The 3346-nt window shown below is 46.2% G+C and carries 4 protein-coding genes; all 4 read left to right on the top strand.

All coding sequences use genetic code 11. The annotated features are described in order from the left end of the window. Positions 1-311 precede the first annotated feature (311 nt). Positions 312-1232 (top strand): aspartate carbamoyltransferase, encoded by a 921-nt coding sequence (pyrB, locus tag ACTHUE_RS13635; RefSeq protein WP_070461172.1) that lies wholly within the window; start codon positions 312-314, stop codon positions 1230-1232. A 10-nt stretch (positions 1233-1242) separates the two neighbouring features. Continuing rightward, a complete protein-coding gene (pyrI, locus tag ACTHUE_RS13630; RefSeq protein WP_003684689.1) occupies positions 1243-1701 on the top strand; it encodes an aspartate carbamoyltransferase regulatory subunit in 459 nt (152 codons plus the stop codon). A gap of 190 nt (positions 1702-1891) precedes the next feature. Next, entirely contained in the window at positions 1892-2557 is a 666-nt protein-coding gene (locus tag ACTHUE_RS13625) for a hypothetical protein (protein ID WP_070461175.1), read from the top strand. Positions 2558-2832: 275 nt separating this feature from the next. Beyond that, on the top strand, positions 2833-3346 hold a 514-nt coding region (locus ACTHUE_RS13620), incomplete at its 3' end, for a DUF3579 domain-containing protein (protein ID WP_440423741.1).

Genomic DNA, 3346 nt, shown 5'->3' with positions numbered 1-3346 from the left:
TGTATGGGCAGTGGCAATGAAGACTTGGACCAATGGGGGCAATAACTGAAAATACCGAATCCATGTGCTTGGGTTTCAGCTGTGGAGTACCGAGGGTTATTTTGCAAAGGTATCAGGCCGTCTGAAAACTTGAAAGAATCTGAAAACTTGAAAGAAGCAGCCGTCTGTTAAATATGCGATAATGCGGAAGATTTCATGGGTGTGGTAGAAACATGGTTGTGATTGTCCACTGGGATGATGTTGGGCAACAATGGAATCGGTTTGCTTGAAACGCCCGCCTGTTGCGGGCTTTTTTATGGGAAGGAATGGTCATGCCTAATCCGCTTTATCGGCAACATATTATTTCAATTTCAGATTTGACGACAGAGCAGCTCGAATTGCTGCTTCAGACGGCCTTGAAGTTGAAAAAGCAGCCTCGTGAAGATTTGCTTGAAGGCAAATTGATTGGTTCGTGCTTTTTTGAACCGTCCACCCGTACTCGTTTGTCTTTTGAAACGGCGGTACAGCGTTTGGGTGGGAAAGTTATCGGTTTTTCCGATGGTGCAAATACCAGCGCGAAAAAGGGTGAAACGCTCGCAGATACTGCGAGGATTATTTCCAGCTATACGGATGCGATTATTCAGCGACACCCGAAAGACGGTGCGGCCCGTGTGGCGGCCGAATTTTCGAGCGTGCCCGTGATTAATGCCGGCGATGGTACCAACCAACATCCGAGTCAGACGCTTTTGGATTTGGTCACGATTTATGAAACACAGGGCAGTTTGAGCAATTTGAAGATTGCGATGGCCGGCGATTTGAAATATGGCCGTACGGTACATTCATTGTGTCAGGCGCTGAAGCGTTGGGGTTGTGAATTTGCGTTTGTTTCCCCTCCCAGCTTGGCAATGCCGGACTATATCACTGAAGAGCTGGAAGAAGCCGGGTGCCCTTATCAAATTTTGCCCGGATTGGAAGAAGCGGTCGAATGGGCGGATATTTTGTACATGACCCGCGTTCAGCGCGAACGTTTTGATGAGCAGGAATTTGCCAAAATTCAGGGTAAATTCAATCTTGATGCGCAAATGTTGGCGAATGCTAAACCCAATTTGCGCGTCTTGCATCCTTTACCGAGGGTAGATGAAATTCATCCGGACGTGGATAAAACACCTCATGCCTATTATTTTGAACAGGCAACCAATGGCGTGTATGCACGGATGGCGATTTTGTCTTTGGTATTGAACGAAGAAGTTTAAGGAGCGAGAGATGGAAAACTCAAAACTCAGCGTTGAAGCGATTGAACAAGGTACGGTAATTGATCATATTCCTGCCGGTAAAGGCTTGGCCATTTTAAGACAGTTTAAGCTGCTGCATTATGGCAGCGCGGTTACAGTCGGCTTTAATTTGCCCAGCAAAACGCAGGGAAGCAAAGACATTATCAAAGTCAGCGGCGTATGGTTGGATGCCAATGCGGCCAACCGTTTGGCTTTATTTGCCCCTGAAGCAGTAGTAAACAAAATCGATCAGTTTAAAGTGATCGACAAACAGCATTTGTCATTGCCGGACGAAATTTCAGAAGTATTCCGCTGCCCGAATACCAATTGTGCCAGTCATGGCGAGCCGGTCATCAGCCGCTTTTATGTCCGTTCACATAATGGTCAGACACGTTTGAAATGCCATTATTGCGAAAAAACCTTCTCGCGTGATTCGGTTGCCGAAGCCTGATAAAATCTCAGGCCGTCTGAAAACACGGCTGTGCGGTTTGAGTTGTCTGCTTGATACATCAGTTTCATAAAAAGCAAGATATTAAGCAAATTGCGTTAAAATTACGTTAAAATAATGCCTTCTGAGTTAATGACATCATTTGCTCAAAAGGCATTATTTTTATAACGCGATACGAAATGTAGGAAAACTTATGCACTCATCCATACAAAGCCGGTTTGCCCCAATTTTATACGTCTTGATTTTCTTTGCCGGATTTTTAGCCGCACAAGTTTGGTTTAATCAGCAAGCCTATTTGGCCAATCTTCCTCTTTTGGTCACAGCCATTTCTGCCGTTGCATTGGTTTGGTTGATTTGGGCCGTCGTATCTGCGCGATCCAAAGCTAAAAGCAAGATGTTGCACCGTGAGCAGCTGATTCAAAAAGAGAGCATTCATCCGGTTTTGCATGCGACGTTGCAGCGTTCTGACGGTCAAACGGATTTATTGGTTTTGGTTGTCCGCAATAGCGGTAAGGGCTTGGCGAAGAATGTACGCTTTGAGGCAGAGCCTTTGCCGGATCACTTGCCGAGCAAGTTGGTTGCCGATGCAGTTATGCGCTTGGAGATGTTTTCCGGCGGTGTGGATATGCTGGCATCGGGCGAATTGTATGGCGGCGTGTTTGCAAGCATGTTGGCGCTGGCTGCCGAATTGCCGGACCAGACATTTGGCGGCGTGTTGAAACTGAAGGCCACTTATGAAAATGCTTTTGGCGATCAATGCACTTCAGAAAGCATTTTGGATTTGAGCATACTGAATTTCAACTTGTCGGAAATTAAATCCGGTGGCGAACAAAAGCCCCGCAAGAAATTGTTGTATTGATATACAAAATATGCAGGCCGTCTGAAACCGAAATACTTGGTTTCAGACGGCCTGTTGTTATTTTTCAAATGATTTTTGAAGAAAAAGAGGCGTATCGGGTATAATAATCAAAGAATTCGAAACGGATTGTCAGGATTGGCAAGCCGTCTCATCATTGTCGTATTTCAAAACCTTACTGATATTTTTTCAATCATCTGTTGCTATGTATCGGAACTTTTTCTGATGTTGGCACTGGCGAAATATTCCTTCAGCCATTTACTTTCAGGAAGCTGCTTATGTTAGTGTGTAATCCTTATGAAGTTGTGATCCATGGTACGACCAGCAAAGGCAAGATTTTCCGACCAAGCGACTGGGCGGAGCGCCTGTGCGGTATTTTGTCTTCCTTCACCAAAGACAACCGCCTTTCCTATTCGAATTGGGTGCGCCCGATTTTGGTGGACAATGTCCGTTGTGTGGCAGTCGATAAAAAACTGGAAGAAGACAATCCGCAAATGTTCCGTTTTTTGATGGATTTTGCAGCGGATAACGATTTGCGCGTGATTGACTGCAAAGCCTTACTCAAAGAGCAGGAAAGCAAGCAGCAGGGCGAAGTGCCGGTCGAGCGCGTTTTGTTGGCGCAGGCGATTGAAGAAAAACATGCAGCCGAGGGTGCGGAAGCGGCTAATGCTCAGCCTGAGCCTCAAGCTGCCGCGCCTGTGGTTGGCGTATTGCGTGAAATTCCGCCGGAAGAAACCGCAACCGCTTTTGCGGCATTGAGCATTTTGCGTTCTTCTTTGACCGATATTCACC

The organism is Neisseria sp. P0021.S005 (genome assembly GCF_051956955.1).
Note: the sequence above shows the minus strand (reverse complement) of the source record. Positions and strands in the feature narration are given on the sequence as shown.

Excerpts from the sequence above, each read along its gene's own strand:
- pyrB (WP_070461172.1), top strand. The coding sequence starts at position 312 with ATGCCTAATCCGCTTTATCGGCAACATATTATTTCAATTTCAGATTTG.
- ACTHUE_RS13625 (WP_070461175.1), top strand. The coding sequence starts at position 1,892 with ATGCACTCATCCATACAAAGCCGGTTTGCCCCAATTTTATACGTCTTG.
- pyrI (WP_003684689.1), top strand. The coding sequence starts at position 1,243 with ATGGAAAACTCAAAACTCAGCGTTGAAGCGATTGAACAAGGTACGGTA.